Origin of the sequence: Gracilibacillus kekensis, assembly GCF_900143085.1 — a bacterium.
Lineage (GTDB): Bacteria > Bacillota > Bacilli > Bacillales > Amphibacillaceae > Gracilibacillus > Gracilibacillus kekensis.
In genome coordinates, this window is sequence record NZ_FRCZ01000004.1 from 162,486 (window position 1) to 180,624 (window position 18,139).

Here is an 18,139-nt window from a genome sequence, read left to right on the forward strand (position 1 = left end):
CCATCTGAGGAGTTTTACTTGATGAAAACCATCAACATGTAATCAATAAACAAATAAATATAGTAATTTAATCAAAAAATGTTTACCGTTTTATGATAAGGTGAAGGAGATTGGAAAGGAGATGGTGACATTATGGATTTTGGAAGACTTTTAACAGCTATGGTAACACCTTTTGATACGAATAACCGCATGGATTTAAATATTACAACAGAATTAGTGGAGCATTTGCTGGCAACAGGTTCTGAAGGACTCGTTGTTGCTGGGACTACTGGAGAGTCTCCAACATTGAGTCATGAAGAAAAGATGCAATTGTTTGAACATGTTGTTAAAGTAGTAGATGGGCGAGTTCCTATTATCGCTGGAACTGGAAATAATGATACACAAGCATCTATCGAATTAACGAAAGAAGCAGAACAAATAGGTGTCGATGCAGCATTAATAGTGACTCCATATTATAATAAGCCTAATCAAGAAGGATTATATCAACACTTTGCTGCAATTGCAGAGGAAACGAAGCTACCTATTATGTTATACAATATTCCTTCCAGAGCAGTAGTGCGTCTAAATGTTGAAACTGTGGTAGCTCTGTCACAGATCGAAAATATTGTCTCTGTAAAAGATTCTACAGGTGATTTAGACGGTATTGCTTCGATACTAGAACAAGTAGAAGCTGGATTCACAGTATATAGTGGGGATGATTCTTTAACATTACCTATTCATTCCATAGGTGGATCTGGAGTAGTATCGGTTGCTTCCCATATTATCGGAAAAGAAATGAGAGAAATGATTGCTTTATTTGAACAAGGCAAAGTTAGAGAAGCTGGACAAATGCATCGAAAACTATTACCAGTTATGCGTGCGTTATTTATGGCACCATCTCCTTCGCCAGTAAAATCTGCGTTAAAATATCAACAAATTGAAGTAGGATCTGTACGATTACCATTAGTACCATTATCACCTTTCGAAGAACAAAACCTATTCAGAGTAATCGATCCCTTTCAGTAAGTGACTACCTAACCGTAGTCACTTTTATTTTGTCAAAAAGCGGAGTCAAACTAAACTGCGAAGTACCTGTACTGCTCACTTTGAAATTTTGATGAGTGGAATACAAAAGCTCCGTCCATTTACTTCGCTTTCCGCGGGCACGGCTTCAGCTTCCTCAGAAAAGCAAAGTACGCTTTTCCTGCGGGATCTTCAGCTCGCGCTGTTCCCGCTGGAGTCTTCGTAAATGGACTACACTTAAGTAAAGTTCGACAAAGTCAGTAACAGCTATAATATTGTTAATAAAGGTTATTTCATCATATTTGAACAGAAATCTGTACAAAGCGGAGGAAAAATGCGACACTCCTGGGGGAACAGCACGAGCTGAAGATCCACTTTGGAAAGTGGTTTTCTTTCCGAAGTTAGCTGAAGCCGTGCCCCCGGAAAGGGAGTGTTTTTCCGTAGCGGTGGTAGTTCACTCATCATTATTCTTTATGTGATGAAGTTTTCATTTCTTCGCAGTTTTTGTCTTATGTTATTTTTTCTTAAAATATATCTGAATGGATTGGCTATTTTTACGTGATTCGGTATGAATTTTCTGAGGTAGTTCATACTAGTTAATAATATTGCGTAAAGGAGTTGTAGGCCATGAACCAACAAAAACAGGAAACAAAAGAAAAAGAAAAAGAATCTCATTCATCATCACTTGTAGAAAAAATACAGCAATTAGGTCAATCCACAATACCGAATGCACCTGACTCAAATATTCACGTTTTGTCGATAATTGGACAAGTAGAAGGTCATGTTCAATTACCACCACAAAATAAAACAACAAAATATGAACATCTTATTCCGCAAATTGTAGCGATTGAACAAAATCCTAAAATAGAAGGACTAGTAGTTATTTTAAATACGGTAGGTGGCGATGTGGAAGCAGGACTTGCCTTGTCCGAGATGATTGCTTCATTATCCAAACCCTCCGTATCTGTTGTTTTAGGAGGAGGGCATTCCATTGGTGTGCCAATTGCAGTTTCAACAGATTATTCCTTCATAGCCCCCTCTGCCACTATGACAATTCATCCGATACGTTTAACGGGATTAGTAATAGGTGTACCACAAACATTCGAATATATTGATAAAATGCAAGAACGCGTAATTCAGTTTGTTACAGCACACTCTAATATTAAAGAAGAAAAATTTAAGGAACTCATGTTTGAAAAAGGTAACCTTACTAGGGATATTGGTACAAATGTAGTCGGTAAAGATGCAGTAGAATATGGTTTAATAGACGAAGAGGGCGGTATAAGTGGCGCATTGGCTAAACTTAATGCATTAATCGATGCGCAAAAGGACTCCCAGGAGCTGATTCAATAATGCTGTACACACCTTTAAGTTACGAAGATATAAATGGTTTAGGTGATGAATACAAACAATATGAGGTAATCAAGTACCAAAATAAACAATGCTGTATCGAACGGATGCAAAATGGAGATATGAGATTAGTTCAATTATTATCCACTGATCCAAATGATTTTTTGTTAAATGATTTTATTCCTGGTACTATCATATCAAATCAAAGAACTTCTCAATAGAATGTTCGTTCTATTCATTAAACTATGCTATAATAATAGTTGGAAATCACGGAAGATCACGCCCTTGCTGACATTTGGCAAGGGTATTTCATACATAACAATCTTAGTTTACATCAATCATGTAGTTTAAAGTATTTGAGGAGTGTCCTTTATGGCTAAAAAGAAAAAAACAAGACGAAAAAAACAAACATTAAAAACTAATATAAAAATGGAATTAATCGGGTTGCTATTTATTTTTCTAGCTATATTTGGAAGTGGTGCGACCATGATCAGCGATGGAGCGGTATCTTCCTTATTAGAAAACGTATTTCGTTTTTTCTTTGGTACCTGGTATTTTCTCGTTTCTCTACTTCTTTTGTTTATAGGTATTTATATGATGATAAAAAGGAAATTGCCCGTACTAAAAACGAGAAAATGGGTTGCCACACTTCTTATTTTTTCAGGAGTGCTATTATGGACACATATCCAAACTTTTGAATCAGCTTACTCTTCACCTGAGCAGTACCCATCAATTATCGGTCAAAGTTATGCTTTTTATGTGGAATATTTACAAGGAGTTCGAGCTTCTGCTTATCTTGGTGGAGGAATATATGCTGCTCTATTATTTGCGATAAGTAACTTCTTATTCTCTAACATTGGAGCGAAGATTTTTGCTTTCTTTCTTCTAGTAATTGGGGTTATTATCTTTAGTAATCTATCAATAGGAGATATGCTTTCAAAGATTTTTCATAAAATACAAGAATGGCTGAAAACGATCAAACAGCGTTTCTTGGATTGGAAAAATAATCGCTCGGAACAAAATAAATCCAGAGATGAGAATGAAGTCATAGTAGAAGAAAATAGCAGTAATGAAGATGATCAATTACCGGCAATTGCGTATGCTAATCAGGAACTAGAAGTGGTTGAAGCTGAGGAGGAACCACCAGTAGAAAAACCTAAATCTGAATCAACTGTGGATAGCAATGTGAATGATTCTATTCAAAATTGGGAAACTACGGAAACGGACCAATTACCAACTACTGAGTTCGAAAATCAAGATTACAAATTACCGCAAATGAATATTCTAGAATTACCCAAAAATCATGGGAAACAGCAAGAAAAATCGCATATTCAGCGAGTCGTTCGAAAATTAGAAAAAACTTTTCAAAGCTTTGGTGTAAAAGCCCGTGTAACCAAGGTTCATGTTGGTCCATCTGTGACGAAATATGAAGTATATCCAGAAGCTGGTGTTAAAGTAAGTAAAATCGTTAACCTTCATGATGATTTAGCACTGGCATTAGCTGCAAAGGATATTCGGATTGAAGCGCCTATTCCCGGTAAGTCTGCTGTTGGGATAGAAGTGCCAAATGAAGAAACAGCGATGGTTACGTTAAGAGAGGTATTAGAAACGAAGAAAAATCAAGTGCAGAATAAGCTATCGTTTGCTCTAGGAAAAGACATTTCAGGTGAATCTGTCATATCTGAACTAAACAAAATGCCCCACCTATTAGTAGCAGGGGCAACAGGAAGTGGTAAAAGTGTCTGTATTAACGGTATCATTACCAGTATTCTAATGCGTGCAAAACCGCATGAAGTAAAAATGATGATGATAGATCCTAAAAAAGTAGAGCTTAATGTATACAATGGTATACCCCATTTATTAACACCTGTTGTGACAGATCCGAAGAAAGCATCACGCGCACTAAAAAAAGTGGTGGCTGAAATGGAACGAAGATATGATTTATTTTCGGAAACTGGCACAAGAAATATTGAAGGTTATAACGAATTTATTAAACGACATAACACTGATTCAGAAGATCAACAGCCACAGCTACCTTATGTTGTGGTGATTGTAGATGAATTAGCAGACTTAATGATGGTAGCATCGAATGAAGTGGAGGATGCAATAACACGGTTAGCTCAAATGGCTCGTGCTGCTGGTATTCATTTAATCATTGCTACGCAACGCCCATCAGTCGATGTAATCACTGGTGTAATTAAAGCGAATATTCCTTCTAGAATTGCCTTTAGTGTTTCGTCGCAAACTGATTCAAGAACGATTTTAGACTCAGGTGGTGCTGAGAAATTACTTGGTAGAGGGGATATGTTGTTTATTCCTGTAGGTTTATCAAAACCAGTTCGAATTCAAGGTGCATTCCTTTCAGATGATGAAGTAGAACGTGTGGTAGATCATTGTATTGAACAGCAAAAAGCGCAATATCAAGACGAGATGATTCCAGAAGAAGAAACAGAAGTTGTTCAGGAAGTAGATGATGATTTATATGACGATGCCGTTCAATTAATACTAGAGATGCAAAGTGCAAGTGTATCGATGCTTCAACGCCGTTTTCGTATCGGTTATACACGCGCTGCACGCCTAATAGATGCCATGGAAGCGCGAGGAATCGTTGGTCCATATGAGGGCTCTAAACCAAGAACAGTATTACAAAGTCAATCAACAGATGATATGGCAACAAACTCAACCAATTAATTAGGAAAAATAAACCTTGATAATTTTAATATATGTCTTCTACACAAAATAAGGTGAAGGGTGCTAACATTTATTAAGTGATGTTTATCGAGTTAAAACTTCCCTTTGATGGAAGTCTCGCTTTATTATTAGATTTAAAAGTGTTATATTTGTTTGTAATACTATTATTACAGTTGAATATAGATTGGTTGGGGGGAAACTATGCTATCTAATTTAAATAATGGATCAACGATTACTGCTGTTCAATATATAAAAAAATTAATAGAAGAAGGGCATTATAAAGAGAAAGAGAAATTGCCTACAGAATACGAATTAGCAAAAAATTTAGGTGTTTCAAGAAAAGAAATAAAAGACGCTATTTCCATCTTAGAAGAGGAAAATATTTTAATTCGACGTCCTGGTGTTGGCATTTATGTGCACACGAAACCGATTCTATCTTCAGGAATAGAACAACTAGGTAGTGTGACTGAGATGATATTAAAATCCGGTAAGGTACCTGGTGTACAATATATATCTGCGGATCTCACAGAACCTACGGACGAGGATAAGCGAAGGTTCGAGCCATTAGAAATTGATCAGTTCGCTCAATTAGAGCGTGTTAGGACCGCGGATGGTGAGCCTGTTGTCTACTGTATTGATCGTGTTGATCATCAAGTTATGCCATTGGAACTAATCCATAGCCAGGAGTCAATTTTTCAAGCACTTAAGACATATGCTAAAAAAGATATAGACTATGCGGTGGCCTATATTGAACCTATTGGTTACCATGAACGAATTTCACCAATATTAAATTGTGAACCCGATCAAGCTTTGTTATTGTTACGACAAATGCATTATACCAAAGAAAATGAACCAGTTTTATATTCGGCAAACTTCTTTAGAGCAGATGTGTTTAGTTTTTATGTGTTACGAAAACGATTGTAATCATTAAGATCTGGTACCTTACCAGATCTTTTTCAAAACAAAAATATCACAACAAAACTAAACTGTGAAGTAATTAAGATATATGAAAAATGTTCTTCACTGGATAATGACTTCTCTTGACGGGATATACCTATCGCTTCACGGGATACTTGGTTTCCTTCACGGGATAACAAGAGTTATCCCGTGAAGCGATCACTTTTTCCCGTTAAGACAATCGATTATCCTGTCTACAATACCTCATATCCCGTGAAGGGGACCAAATTTTATGAATTGTCACAACTTCGCAGTTAGTGTCTTTTGCTTTTTTTGGTCTATTAATAAAATTAAGGGTCTTTTTTGATGGGAAGCATAATATCTGGGTTTTTTTGATAGAATATAACAAGATAACGTAATTTTAATAAAAAGGAGTAATGTTAATGGTAGACAAATTAGAGAGAATTATTGAACAAGATGGTTATGATGTACACCTTATACATACTAAGAAATTTAAGACAATTCACTTGTCATTAAAATTTACGACAACCTTGACTAGAGAGAATGTGACTAAAAGAGCGCTTTTACCTTATATTTTGCAGCAAGGTACAAAAAATTACCCAACAGCTATAAAATTAAGACAACATTTGGATGAATTATATGGAACGGTTTTATCGATAGATAGCAGTAAAAAAGGTGAAAACCATATATTAACCATTCGACTGGAACTACCGAATGAACAGTACATTGCTGGTTCTCAGGATTTATTAAATAACGGAATTGACTTTTTAAGAGAAGTGCTTTATCAACCTAAAGTTGAAGATCAATCCTTTGATTCAGCAATTGTTACTCGCGAAAAGCAAACGTTACAAAATAAAATAGATGCATTGAAAGAAGATAAAATGAGTTTTGCTAATAATAGAATGATTGAGGAAATGTGTAAAGACGAAGCTTATCGACTACGTGTTCATGGTTATGAAGAGGATCTGGATGATATAACAGCAGAAGACATGTATAAATACTACACAAATATGTTAGAGAATGACCATCTGGATGTATTTGTGTTAGGGGACATTGAAGGTTTGCCTGTAGAAGAAAAAATCACGAACCTGATTGATGGTGGTAGAAGACAGCCAGCTATTCAAAAGGATAAGAAAGTTGTTCAGCCGACCGAACAAACCATTATCGAAGAGGACGACTTAAACCAAGCTAAGTTACACTTTGGTTATCGAACAAATATTACCTATGACGATCCTGCTTATCCAGCACTGCATGTATTTAATGGTTTATTTGGAGGGTTTCCTAGTTCCAAATTATTTATGAACGTCAGAGAAAAACACAGTCTTGCCTATTATGCAGCGTCAAGAATCGAAAGTCATAAAGGTTTAATGTTTGTATTTAGCGGAATTGGTCCAGATCAATATGACAAAGCAAGAGAAATTATTTTAGAGCAAATGGAGCAGATGCGACAAGGACAATTTACGGATACAGACTTACTTGAAACCAAAGAAATGACAATTAATCAATTAAGAGAAACGTTAGATAATCCTCAAGGAATGATTGAACTTCATTATCAAAGCGTTTTAGCTCAATCTACATTATCACCAAATAATCTATTAGAAAATGTAAAGCATGTTACGAAAGAACAAGTGATAGAAGTAGCTAATCAAATTCAGCTAGACACGGTTTATCTTTTGACTAGTAAGGAGGCAGCACAAAATGAAGCATAATTATTATCAACAGATTGAAGAAAATATATATTCTGACACGCTTCCCAATGGATTACGTGTTTTTATCCTGCCGAAGAAGGAAATGGCTAAAACATTTGCTATTTTTACAACAAATTATGGATCGATTGATCAAAGTTTCGTGCCACTTAATCAACAGGATGTTCAAACAGTACCAGATGGCATTGCTCATTTCTTAGAGCATAAACTATTTGAGAAAGAAGATCGTGATGTATTTCAAGACTTCTCTAAAACAGGAGCGTCTGCAAATGCCTTTACTTCCTTTACTAAAACAGCATATTTATTTTCTGCAACATCTAAAATCAGGGAAAATTTGAAAACACTTGTTGATTTTGTGCAAGATCCATACTTTTCAGAGCAATCTGTCGAAAAAGAAAAAGGGATTATTGCTCAAGAAATCCGAATGTACGATGATCAGCCTGATTGGAGAGCTTTTTTTGGTACGATAAAAAGCTTATATCACCACCATCCGGTTCAAATCGATATTGCTGGCACAGTGGAATCCATTAATGATATTACTAAAGATGATTTATATACGTGCTACAATACGTTTTATCATCCCAATAATATGGTGTTATTTATAGCTGGGAATGTCGATCCACAGGAAACAATGTCATTTATAAAAGAAAATCAAGAGCAAAAGCAATTTGACGAACCAAGCCCAATTACGAGAAAATTTCCGAATGAACCTGATCATGTAGCTGAACAAGAACTTGAAATCAAAATGCCCGTCTCTGTACCAAAAGCTTTAATAGGAGTTAAGGAAAATCAGATTCCTGAGGACCCCAAAACCTTTATGTTGAAGGAATGGATGATGGACATTGCGCTAGATCACTTGTTCTCAAGAAGTGGTGTTGCATATGAGAGATTGTATGAAGCTGGACTAATTGATCAGTCCTTTAGTTGTGAGTCACATTTGGAACGCAATTTTGGTTTCAGTATAATCGGTGGCAATTCAAAGGATCCAAAGAAATTAGCACAATTAGTAAAAGAAGAATTATTAAATTTAAAAACATCTCCAATAGATCAAGATAGCTTCGAACGTATCAAACGAAAAAAAATTGGCCAATTGTTACGTGCTATGAATTCTCTTGAATTTATAGCGAATCAATATACACATTATCAATTGTTAGGCATTGACTTTTTTGAAAGCGTAAAGTGGTTAGAACAATTGACCTATGAAGACATTACTTCATTTACGAAAACGTGGATCAGTGAGCAACAACTATCAACGTGTTTTGTCACAAATGAATAGAGGTTGATCATGAAAAAAAGAACGTTAATTACGGGTGCGAGTGGAGAAATTGGAAAAGCCATTGCAATACAATTAGCTGAACAGGGACATTCTTTGGTATTGCATTATCATCAAAACAGAGCTGCTATCGATGATATTCTTAATCACATTTCAGCAAAACAAATTATTGAAGTTATCCAATCCAACTTATCAACTCCGAATGGGCTGGATCAATTTCTTGAGCAACTGCCATCTCAATTGGACCATTTTATTTTTACAAGTGGTGCGACCTATTATGGTTTGTTTCAAGATATGGACGATAAAACACTGGATGAGATGCTGCACCTTCATTTAAAAGCACCGTGGAAGATATCTCAGCGGTTGATTCCTAATATGATACAACAGAGTTTCGGCAGAATGGTGCTCATAACGTCTATTTGGGGTGAAATTGGAGCAAGTTGTGAGGTCGCTTATTCTTCTGTAAAAGGTGGACAGCAGGCTTACATTAAATCGTTGGCAAAAGAACTTGGTCCAAGTAATATATATGTAAATGGAGTAAGCCCTGGGTTCATTGATACAAAGATGAATCACACGTTAACAGTAGAAGAAAAAGCTGAACTCATCCAAGACATTCCTTTACAACGTGCTGGAACTCCTAAGGATGTAGCGGGAGCTGTCCAATTTCTGTGTAGCGACAGTGCAACATATATTCAAGGTGAAATAATTCGAGTGAATGGCGCGTGGGGATGATGACATTCTCTATTTGTTAGTATGCATATTTTTCAGAAATTATCGAAAGATAGTAATGTATGCTGATAAAGGAGGAATGAACATGTCTGTTATTGACAATTTTGAGTCATGGAAAGATTTTTTAGGTGATCGATTACATGATGCAGAGAATAATGGAATAAGTAACCAGGCAATATCTGAACTTGCTTATGACATTGGTGGTTACTTATCAACAGAAGTGGAAGCAAAAAATGATCAAGAACAGATCCTGCGAGACTTATGGAATGCAGCAGATCAAAAAGAACAGCATGCCATTGCTAATATAATGGTAAAGCTAGTCCAAAATGAAGGTACAAAATAGTTTTCATGCCCTATAGAACTTTATGTTTTATAGGGTTTTTCAATTTTTAGAGCTGCTAAAATAAGCATGGATGTAAATGGAAAGTAAGAAATTTCTTATTTTTCCTGTTTTCCAGAAAAATATCACTTTTCATTCGTATTATTTTAAGATATGATGAAGATATGTTATTTACATGAAACGATAAGCAATGATTAAACGTCATATATAATAGAGTTAAGTTTGAATAGAAAAGAACATTAAATTAAAACTATAGATTAAAGATTGATGGATGGTGTTACATATGGGAATCGGAGAACGATTAAAGCAAGAACGGGAACTTAAAAATATGACTTTAGAAGAAGTCCAAAAAATGACGAAAATACAAGCAAGATATTTGGATGCTATTGAACAAGAACGGTTTAATGTAATGCCGGGTTCTTTTTATGTACGGGCTTTTATTAAAGAATATGCCAATGTATTGGGCATAAATGCTGAAGAATTAATGGATGAGTATAAAAATGATCTGCCTTTTGAAAAGGAAGAAAATATTGCATTAACCCGAGTGAAAAGTAGCAAAAAAAATAAACCTACTGTAAATTCACCTACTATCTTTTCATTTTTACCAAGTATTATTGTTGTTTTATTGATCATTGGTATCATCGTACTTGTTTGGTTATTTAAACAAGGTTATTTTGGGAGCGACAATGATGGTGATCCAACACCAGTTGATGATAATGATTCTAATGCTGGCGAGTCAGTTGAATTACGCCCATCACAAGATGAAAATACCAATGGTAACAATGAAGAGGACACTTCTGAAGATTCAGATGAAGAAGAAGTAGAAGAAAAAGAATTAGAGGAACCTGAACCTCAAACAGAAATAAGCCTGGATAATTACGAAAATAATGAATCGTATTATACGGTCACGACTTCAGAAGATAATGTGGAATTAGTGCTAAACACGGAGAATCAAAACTGGGTAGAAGTTGAGGATGAAAACGGTGAACGTTTGTTTTATGAAATGTTAACTACTGATAATAGTCCTACAGAGATAAATATTTCAGATATGGGAGAAGTTTATATTAAATTTGCTGAACCTCAATCGATAAATATTAGCATTAATGAGATAGATTTAACATTGTCAGATGAAATTCAAGCTTCAACTGTACAGGAAGCTTGGATAACCCTCGATGAACAATAATACGATTAGAAAGAACCCTCTTTGCTAAAAAGAAAGAGGGTTTGTTTTTACTCTGTTTACAAAATAAAGATAACTTATACAAGATTTCCACAGTTTGCAAAACTTATGATCGGGAATAAGAATCTAAGATAAATGTGTTTGATAAAGAAGGAGTGTACCGAATGAATATTCCAAATAGAATTACCATTTCACGTATAATGTTAATCCCAATTTTTATTTTATTACTTTCCTACCCATTTGATTGGGGGCAATTGTCAATTGCAGATCAATCGCTTCCTGTATCTCACTTAATAGCAGTAATTATATTTGCTGTTGCCTCTGCGACGGACTGGCTGGATGGTTATTATGCAAGAAAATATAAATTAGTGACCAATCTTGGAAAGTTTCTTGATCCGATGGCAGATAAATTATTAGTTTCAGCAGCTTTTATTTTATTAGTTGCTTTAGAAATGGCACCTGCCTGGGTAGTTATTTTGATTATCAGCCGTGAATTTGCAGTAACCGGATTGCGACTAGTGGCTGCAGGTGAAGGTATTGTACTTGCTGCAGGTCAAATGGGAAAATTAAAAACGGTACTGCAAATTGTAGCTATCATTGTTATGCTATTACATAATATCCCTTTTTCTGCAATGGAGTTACCTATGGATACCATCCTATTATATGCAGCATTGATTATTACTATTTGGTCTGGATTAGAATATTTTGTGAAAAATTGGCATGTAATGGGGGATTCTAAATAATGAGAGAGATAAAAGCAGAGATTATCTCTGTTGGAACAGAACTTTTATTAGGACAAATTGTAAATACAAACGCAGCCTGGATATCACAGCGTTTAGCAGATAACGGGCTTTCCGTTTATTATCACACGGTAGTAGGAGATAATGAACAACGTTTAACGACTGTGTTTAGTGAAGCAGAGCAACGATCTGATGTTATTTTTATCACTGGTGGTCTAGGACCGACGGAAGATGATTTAACACGAGAAGCATTTCAAAATATTTCTGATTTGCCGATTATTTACGATCAAGCAACATTAACAAAAATGGACCAATTTTTTGCTAAAAACAATCGTCAGATGACACCGAACAATCTCAAACAAGCACATGTGTTTGAAGGAGCAACTGTGTTAAAAAATTCAGTAGGCATTGCTCCTGGTATCATTGTGGAATATAATAAAAAAATTTGGGTCTTTATGCCAGGTGTTCCTCGGGAAATGAAAGCGATTATGACTGAAGAAGTTCTTCCATTTCTCTCGAAACAATTTAAATTAGAAACGGTAATTCGTTCTCGGATGTTACGCTTTATCGGAATTGGTGAGTCACAACTTGAATTTGAGTTGAAAGAGTTGATATCAAATCAAACAAATCCAACGATTGCCCCATTAGCTTCAGAAGGGGAAGTTGCGTTACGATTAACGGCAAAAGCGAAAGATGCTTCGGAAGCGGAACAAATGATTGATACCGTTGAGCAAAAAATTATAAAAATAGTCGGTAATTATCTCTATGGCTATGATGAAGTAAATATTGAACAAAAAGTATTGGATCTTTTAACACATAATAAGCTTACTATCGCTAGTGCTGAAAGCCTGACAGGTGGTGCCTTTGCTTCTAGTATTGTAGATCATCAAGGGGCGTCCATCCTTTTTAAAGGAGCTGCTGTTGTTTACCATACTAATTCAAAGGCAGCTGCACTAAAAATTGACTCTGAATTATTGTCGACACATGGTACTGTAAGTAAAGAGTGTGCGGAGGCAATGTCATCCCATGTAAAGAAAGTCTATCACTCTGATATAGGTATTAGCTTTACAGGTGTAGCTGGTCCTGAGGAAATCGAGAATCAATCTGTTGGTACGGTATATATATCGATTTGTGCTGAAGATAATACTTTTTACACAGAGAAATTTCAGTTTAATGGCGACCGTAAAGCGATTCGAAATAGAGCGGTAAAAAAAGCATATGAACTGTTTTTTAATTATTTAAAAGAATGAAAGAAAAAATTTAAAACTAATAAAAAAGCATTTTTTTATGAGATTTATACGTGAAAAAATGCTTTCCTTATGGGAATTTCAACTTATATAAGTAATTTCGGTGAAAAAAAGGGAACGTTTATTCGATTTATTACTTGTGAAACACGAAAAAAGGATGTAAGATAGTAATAGGAATATGAAGGAGGAATAAATGTGAGTGATAGAAAACAGGCCTTAGATATGGCGTTAAAACAAATTGAGAAACAGTTCGGTAAGGGTTCCATTATGAAAATGGGGGAACAAGCAGAACAGAAAATGGCTACTGTTTCCAGTGGATCAATCGCAGTTGATGTTGCGTTAGGTGTTGGTGGATATCCACGAGGGAGAGTTGTTGAAATATATGGTCCGGAATCCTCAGGTAAAACAACGGTATCGCTTCATGCGATTGCGGAAGCACAACGGGCTGGTGGACAAGCTGCATTTATTGATGCAGAACATGCGCTAGACCCAATATATGCGAGAAAATTAGGTGTTGATGTAGATGAATTATTATTATCTCAACCAGATACCGGGGAACAAGCATTAGAAATTGCTGAAGCATTAGTTCGTAGTGGTGCAGTGGATATAGTTGTTATTGACTCGGTAGCAGCATTAGTACCGAAAGCCGAAATTGAAGGTGAAATGGGTGATGCCCATGTCGGTCTACAAGCACGACTGATGTCTCAAGCATTGCGTAAACTATCAGGTGCTATTAATAAATCTAAAACTACGGCAATATTTATTAATCAAATTCGAGAAAAAGTTGGGGTAATGTTCGGAAATCCTGAAACAACTCCAGGTGGTAGAGCACTTAAATTCTATTCCTCTGTCCGTTTAGAGGTTAGACGTGCTGAAACATTAAAAATTGGTAATGATATGGTCGGAAACAAAACCCGTATTAAAGTGGTGAAGAATAAGGTAGCTCCACCATTCAAACAGGCTGAAGTAGATATCATGTATGGAGAAGGTATCTCAAGACAGGGAGAACTTCTAGATATTGGCTCTGACTTAGATATTGTGCTTAAAAGTGGTGCATGGTATTCCTACAATGATGAAAGACTTGGTCAGGGAAGGGAAAATGCAAAACAATTTCTGAAAGAAAATCCTGAGATTCAAGATGAAATTCACCGTGCAATACGAGCACATTATGAATTAGATGAAGTAGAAGAAACAGAGGGAAATGAAGAAGCACCTCAAAGTTTGCTAGATGAATAAGAACAAAAATGCAGAGTGCAGGTAAAAAAGGTAGCAACTTCGTAATTAACTAAAATAAAGAAATCACTAACTTACACAGGAAGTGTTGCCTATAGGACGTAGGCGTACTTAGCAGATGCTCCTCACTTTACGAAATGATGATGATTTATCATGATGATGATTTATCATTACGAGAGTTACCTAGTTTTTGCGCTCAGAGCTTGACACGTATATATATGTTAAGCTTTATACACAAGTCTGCTAAACTAGAACAAAGCTCCGTAGCCAATGGTTACGGAGCTTAAATATTATAGGGTGATATCCTTTACATTCCTTGACATCCTAGTAATAGAAGATTAAAATTAACATGTATAATTTAAAAATATTATACACTTAAATTTATTAAACAGTATTCATTGTACATGCCGACTTAAAAAAATTGTACAAGTTTATAGCAAGAGGAGGTGAAGGTGTGGAAGATCTACTATTTATTGTCATCTCCATTTTGCTTACATTTGTCGGTATTGTTGTTGGTTATCTGATTCGAAAGAAATTAGCGGAGAAGAAAATCTCTAGCGCTGAAGAGTTAGCTAAACAAATTGTGGAAGAAGGTCATAAGAACGCAGAAGTGGCCAAAAAAGAAGCATTGTTAGAAGCGAAAGACGAAAACCATAAAATTCGTCAACAAGCTGATGAAGAGTTACGAGAACGTCGTGCAGAAATTCAAAAGCTTGAAAGTCGTCTCATGCAGAAGGAAGAAAATCTAAATCGTAAAGATCAAACTCTAGACAAGCGTGAGCTATTGCTAGAAAAGAAAGAAAGTTCGCTTACAGAAAAACAACAACAAATTGAGGAAATGGAAAGCAAAGTTGGAGCAATGCTAAGCGAGCAACAAGCAGAATTAGAGCGGATTTCAGGATATACCACTGATCAGGCAAAACAAATCATTTTGCAACGTGTGGAAGAAGAAGTTACGCATGAATCAGCTATGATCATCAAAGAAGCAGAAAATCGCGCGAAAGAAGAAGGGGATAAAAAGGCCAAAAATATTTTATCCTTAGCTCTTCAACGATGTGCTGCGGATCATGTTGCTGAAACTACTGTTTCCGTTGTCAATCTTCCGAATGATGAGATGAAAGGTCGAATTATCGGTCGTGAAGGTCGAAATATTCGTACTTTAGAGACACTTACAGGAATTGATCTAATTATTGATGATACACCAGAAGCAGTTATCCTATCTGGTTTTGACCCAATTCGTCGGGAAATTGCTCGAATTGCATTAGAAAAACTAGTGCAAGATGGACGAATTCACCCAGCTAGAATTGAAGAAATGGTGGATAAATCAAGACGTGAGGTCGATGAATATATTCGTGATTTTGGAGAGCAGACAACATTTGAAATAGGAGTTCATGGTCTTCATCCTGATTTAGTTAAAATTTTAGGTCGATTAAAATATCGTACAAGCTATGGCCAAAATGTGCTTAAACACTCTACGGAAGTAGCTTATTTATCCGGTCTATTAGCTGCTGAGCTCGGAGAAGATCAAACGCTTGCCAGACGTGCTGGTTTATTACATGACATTGGTAAGGCAATCGATCATGAAGTAGAAGGAAGTCACGTCGAGATTGGTAAGGAACTAGCAACGAAGTACAAAGAAAATGAAGTGGTGATTAATTCAATAGCTTCACACCACGGCGATGAGGAAGCAACTTCTGTGATCGCTGTGATCGTTGCAGCAGCTGATGCATTATCTGCAGCTCGACCTGGTGCACGTAGTGAAACGTTAGAGAATTATATTAAACGTCTAGAAAAGTTAGAAGAAATTTCCGAATCTTATGCAGGAGTAGAGAAATCATTTGCAATCCAAGCTGGTAGAGAAGTACGAATTATTGTTAAACCAGATGAAATTGATGATGCCGAATCTACTAAAATTGCAAGAGATATCCGAAAACGAATTGAAGATGAGTTGGATTATCCAGGTCACATAAAGGTAACGGTAATTCGTGAAACTCGTTCCGTAGAATACGCAAAATAAAAACTCGTACAAACTTTTTGTAATTGATAAAATCCAAACGATATTCGACTAGATCTCGATACATCGTTTGGATTTTTCATGTTTGAGAGAGCTTTTTGAATCAATACAATTATCAGTAAAGACAAGATATGGACTTCCTAAAAAGTTGGCTACTTTATAAATCGGCTTCTGCGTTAGAGTAAAGTTGAAGATGGTAAAACCAGATCCTTTTTCACCTTCTCTATTCTTAGGAGAATGACATCATGATTCACTTTTCTTAGATATTTTGACTTTTACAATATTGTATGCAAAACTATGGTTACTATAAGAGAAAGGTAGACGTTCATGAAGATATTATTTATTGGTGACGTTGTCGGTTCACCTGGAAGAGATATGGTACAAGAGTACTTACCGAAACTAAAATTGAAATATCAGCCACATGTAACCATAATAAATGGTGAAAATGCAGCAGCAGGAAAGGGTATTACCGAAAAGATTTATAAAAGCTTATTAGAGTGGGGCGCACAAGCATTAACGATGGGGAATCATACTTGGGATAAAAGAGAAATCTTTAACTTTATTGATGATGCTACATATATGGTTCGTCCTGGGAACCTGCCACCTGATACACCAGGAAATGAAATTGTTTATATTAAATCAAACGGAAAAGAAATAGCTGTAATAAATTTACTAGGCAGAACATTTATGCAGCCTGTCGATGATCCTTTTCGCAAGCTAGATGAATTAATTGAACAAGCAAAAAAACGTACAAACATTATTTTTGTTGACTTTCACGCAGAAGCTACAAGTGAGAAGCAAGCTTTTGGTTGGTATACAGATGGAAAAGCTAGTGTTGTTGTAGGAACACATACACATGTCCAAACAGCAGATAATCGCATATTACCAAACGGTACTGCCTACATATCTGATGTTGGTATGACTGGTCCATATGACGGTATCTTAGGTATGGAACGTGATGCAGTGATTAAGAAGTTTTTGACTGGACTACCCGTCCGTTTTGAAGTTCCAAAAACAGGTCGAAATCAATTAAGTGGAGTTCTAATTGATGTAGAGGCATCTACCGGTAAAGCTTCTAAGATTGAACGAATACAAATAAACGATGACCATCCATTTTTCTCATAACCTCTATCACGGTGTAGTCTTTCGTAATATTCCGAATGTTAAGGTTTAAGGTAAATGGCACTACCATCTGATAAAATTCTCTACCATTCAATGAGATCTAATAATCTCCTTTGTTAGAATGCTCGCTTTATTTGAAATTTTTGATTTTATCCTTCATAATTAAAAGGAATATCTTTCATTATCATGAATATAGTTAAAGTGGGATAACAATAGCAATTGAAGGAGGTACCAGGAATGGACATATTAAAAGTTTCAGCAAAATCAAACCCGAATTCTGTAGCAGGCGCACTTGCAAATGTATTACGAGAACGTGGTTCAGCGGAAATCCAAGCGATAGGTGCTGGTGCACTTAATCAAGCAGTGAAGGCAGTTGCGATCGCACGCGGTTTTGTTGCTCCAAGTGGAGTGGATCTCATTTGTATTCCAGCTTTTACTGATATTATGATTGATAATGAAGAGCGTACTGCAATCAAATTAATTGTAGAACCAAGATAATAGTAATTTTTCGTAACCTGTTTGTTGCTGACAAACAGGTTTTTGTGTGTATTTAAGAAAAAGCGGGAGCCCACCCGGTCCTTTTAGTGGTAATTT

The 18,139-nt window shown here is 35.9% G+C and carries 16 protein-coding genes; all 16 read left to right on the top strand.

What is annotated here, in order from left to right:
- The first annotated feature begins 129 nt into the window (after window positions 1-129).
- The 16 genes from dapA to BUC25_RS11095 all read left to right on the top strand — a co-directional run bounded on the left by dapA (window position 130) and on the right by BUC25_RS11095 (window position 18,043).
- Window positions 130-1,005, top strand: coding sequence for a 4-hydroxy-tetrahydrodipicolinate synthase (dapA, locus tag BUC25_RS11020; RefSeq protein WP_073201930.1), 876 nt, complete (start codon window positions 130-132; stop codon window positions 1,003-1,005).
- A gap of 624 nt (window positions 1,006-1,629) precedes the next feature.
- Complete coding sequence (locus tag BUC25_RS11025) at window positions 1,630-2,355, top strand: ClpP family protease (RefSeq protein WP_073201931.1); 726 nt, start codon at window positions 1,630-1,632, stop codon at window positions 2,353-2,355.
- Window positions 2,355-2,573, top strand: coding sequence for a YlzJ-like family protein (locus BUC25_RS11030; RefSeq protein ID WP_244535171.1), 219 nt, complete (start codon window positions 2,355-2,357; stop codon window positions 2,571-2,573). Before BUC25_RS11025 ends, BUC25_RS11030 begins: the two co-directional genes overlap by 1 nt.
- A gap of 151 nt (window positions 2,574-2,724) precedes the next feature.
- Window positions 2,725-5,043 (top strand): FtsK/SpoIIIE family DNA translocase, encoded by a 2,319-nt coding sequence (locus tag BUC25_RS11035; RefSeq protein ID WP_073201933.1) that lies wholly within the window; start codon window positions 2,725-2,727, stop codon window positions 5,041-5,043.
- A 201-nt stretch (window positions 5,044-5,244) separates the two neighbouring features.
- The gene (locus BUC25_RS11040) at window positions 5,245-5,967 is read left to right on the top strand and encodes a GntR family transcriptional regulator (RefSeq protein ID WP_073201934.1); all 723 of its coding nucleotides are present in this window, start codon (window positions 5,245-5,247) and stop codon (window positions 5,965-5,967) included.
- A 416-nt stretch (window positions 5,968-6,383) separates the two neighbouring features.
- A complete protein-coding gene (yfmF, locus tag BUC25_RS11045) occupies window positions 6,384-7,670 on the top strand; it encodes an EF-P 5-aminopentanol modification-associated protein YfmF (protein WP_073201935.1) in 1,287 nt (428 codons plus the stop codon).
- Window positions 7,660-8,943 carry an EF-P 5-aminopentanol modification-associated protein YfmH gene (yfmH, locus tag BUC25_RS11050; protein WP_073201936.1) on the top strand — a complete coding sequence of 428 codons (1,284 nt, stop codon included), beginning with the start codon at window positions 7,660-7,662 and terminating at the stop codon, window positions 8,941-8,943. The genes yfmF and yfmH overlap by 11 nt, the downstream gene beginning before the upstream one ends.
- Window positions 8,944-8,952: 9 nt before the next feature.
- Window positions 8,953-9,672, top strand: coding sequence for an elongation factor P 5-aminopentanone reductase (gene ymfI, locus BUC25_RS11055; protein ID WP_073201937.1), 720 nt, complete (start codon window positions 8,953-8,955; stop codon window positions 9,670-9,672).
- 82 nt (window positions 9,673-9,754) lie between these two features.
- The gene (locus tag BUC25_RS11060; RefSeq protein WP_073201938.1) at window positions 9,755-10,012 is read left to right on the top strand and encodes a DUF3243 domain-containing protein; all 258 of its coding nucleotides are present in this window, start codon (window positions 9,755-9,757) and stop codon (window positions 10,010-10,012) included.
- Between the two features lie 280 nt (window positions 10,013-10,292).
- Entirely contained in the window at window positions 10,293-11,192 is a 900-nt protein-coding gene (locus BUC25_RS11065; protein ID WP_073201939.1) for a helix-turn-helix domain-containing protein, read from the top strand.
- Window positions 11,193-11,353: 161 nt separating this feature from the next.
- Window positions 11,354-11,932 (top strand): CDP-diacylglycerol--glycerol-3-phosphate 3-phosphatidyltransferase, encoded by a 579-nt coding sequence (gene pgsA / locus BUC25_RS11070; protein ID WP_073201940.1) that lies wholly within the window; start codon window positions 11,354-11,356, stop codon window positions 11,930-11,932.
- Complete coding sequence (locus BUC25_RS11075; RefSeq protein WP_073201941.1) at window positions 11,932-13,179, top strand: competence/damage-inducible protein A; 1,248 nt, start codon at window positions 11,932-11,934, stop codon at window positions 13,177-13,179. Before pgsA ends, BUC25_RS11075 begins: the two co-directional genes overlap by 1 nt.
- Before the next feature lie 192 nt (window positions 13,180-13,371).
- Window positions 13,372-14,412, top strand: a complete 1,041-nt coding sequence (gene recA, locus BUC25_RS11080) for a recombinase RecA (protein WP_073201942.1) — start codon at window positions 13,372-13,374, stop codon at window positions 14,410-14,412.
- Between the two features lie 451 nt (window positions 14,413-14,863).
- The gene (rny, locus tag BUC25_RS11085; RefSeq protein WP_073201943.1) at window positions 14,864-16,426 is read left to right on the top strand and encodes a ribonuclease Y; all 1,563 of its coding nucleotides are present in this window, start codon (window positions 14,864-14,866) and stop codon (window positions 16,424-16,426) included.
- 324 nt (window positions 16,427-16,750) lie between these two features.
- Complete coding sequence (locus BUC25_RS11090; protein WP_073201944.1) at window positions 16,751-17,548, top strand: TIGR00282 family metallophosphoesterase; 798 nt, start codon at window positions 16,751-16,753, stop codon at window positions 17,546-17,548.
- 234 nt (window positions 17,549-17,782) lie between these two features.
- Window positions 17,783-18,043: a stage V sporulation protein S gene (locus BUC25_RS11095; RefSeq protein ID WP_003468886.1), complete on the top strand. Its 261-nt coding sequence runs from the start codon at window positions 17,783-17,785 to the stop codon at window positions 18,041-18,043.
- The last annotated feature ends 96 nt before the right edge of the window (window positions 18,044-18,139 follow it).